Origin of the sequence: Halorhodospira sp. 9621 (assembly GCF_022228055.1) — a bacterium.
GTDB classification, from domain to species: domain Bacteria; phylum Pseudomonadota; class Gammaproteobacteria; order Nitrococcales; family Halorhodospiraceae; genus Halorhodospira; species Halorhodospira halophila_A.
This window is the reverse complement of record NZ_JAJNRD010000088.1, coordinates 1-1,060: the sequence shown is the minus strand read 5'-3', so window position 1 is coordinate 1,060 and position 1,060 is coordinate 1. Positions and strand designations below refer to the sequence as shown.

The 1,060-nt window shown below is 62.8% G+C and carries 1 protein-coding gene; it reads right to left on the bottom strand.

Annotated features, from left to right (window positions below; all coding sequences use genetic code 11):
• The coding region (locus LRF89_RS13195) for an IS5 family transposase (protein ID WP_238637364.1) at window positions 1–842 on the bottom strand (842 nt) is incomplete at its 3' end.
• Window positions 843–1,060: the final 218 nt, after the last annotated feature.

The window sequence follows — 1,060 nt, the reverse complement described above, 5'->3', positions numbered from 1 at the left end:
GGTGGCTGCTCTCGCGTCTGGGTGGTCACCGCGCAGCACTGGGTGCACCGGAACCCGCCGGCGTTCCGGTATAACCGGTTATTCAGAACCGACTCCAAAGCCGACTCGCGCTCGGCGGTGCCACTGGCCCGGGTCAGCCGCGTGTCCACGATCAGTCCGTTGCGGTTCTCCATCAGCGCATGGCCGATATAGCACAGCTGCGCCGGCTGCCCGTCCGCCTTGCGGTAAAGGCGAGCATCCGGGTCCGTGCTCGAGGCATGGGTGTCGTTGCTCCGCTTCTGGCCGCGGAAGTTCACCGTCGGGTTGCGCCCGCCGCCTCGGGAGTCACCATCGCCTGGATCCTCATCATCACTGCTGATCGGCTTGAAACTCTTCATCGAGGCCCAGGCATCGATCAGCGTGCCGTCGACCGAGAAATGCTCATCCGAGAGCAGCGGGCGGACTTGCGGGATCTCGGTGAACGCCTGAAGCAGCCGCTGCGCAACGTCTGCTTCGATCAGCCGGTCGCGATTCTTGGTGAAGGTAGTCGGATGCCAGACCGGGTCATCGATCTCGAGCCCGACGAACCAACGGAACAGGAGGTTGTAGTCGAGCTGTTCCATGAGCAGCCGCTCCGAGCGGACGGAGTACAGCGCCTGGAGCAGCAGCGCACGGATCAGTCGCTCTGGCGGGATCGAGGGCCGACCCGTGTACGAGTACACCGCGTCCAACTCTCCGGAGACGGACTCAAGCAACTCGTCCACCAGCGCGCGGATCTGGCGCAGCGGGTGGTTGGCAGGTATGCGGGATTCCAGGCTGACATAGCTGAACAGGTGCTGCTGACCAACGTCTTCACCGCGCATCCGTCTACCTCATGCTCGGCCTCCAACGACCCCTTCTATAATACCGGGACACCGAGTTTTTCAGCAGCCTGCTAAAGATGTAAGCGGCACTTACAATCAGCAGAAAACATGGCGCGCGCAGCGGGCCTTGGCGCTCAACTCGCCGAGTATACGAAGGAGGCGTCAGGACCTACGAATTGCGCACCAACCAGCGAGAATGCCCGTCTGCCACCTACCCC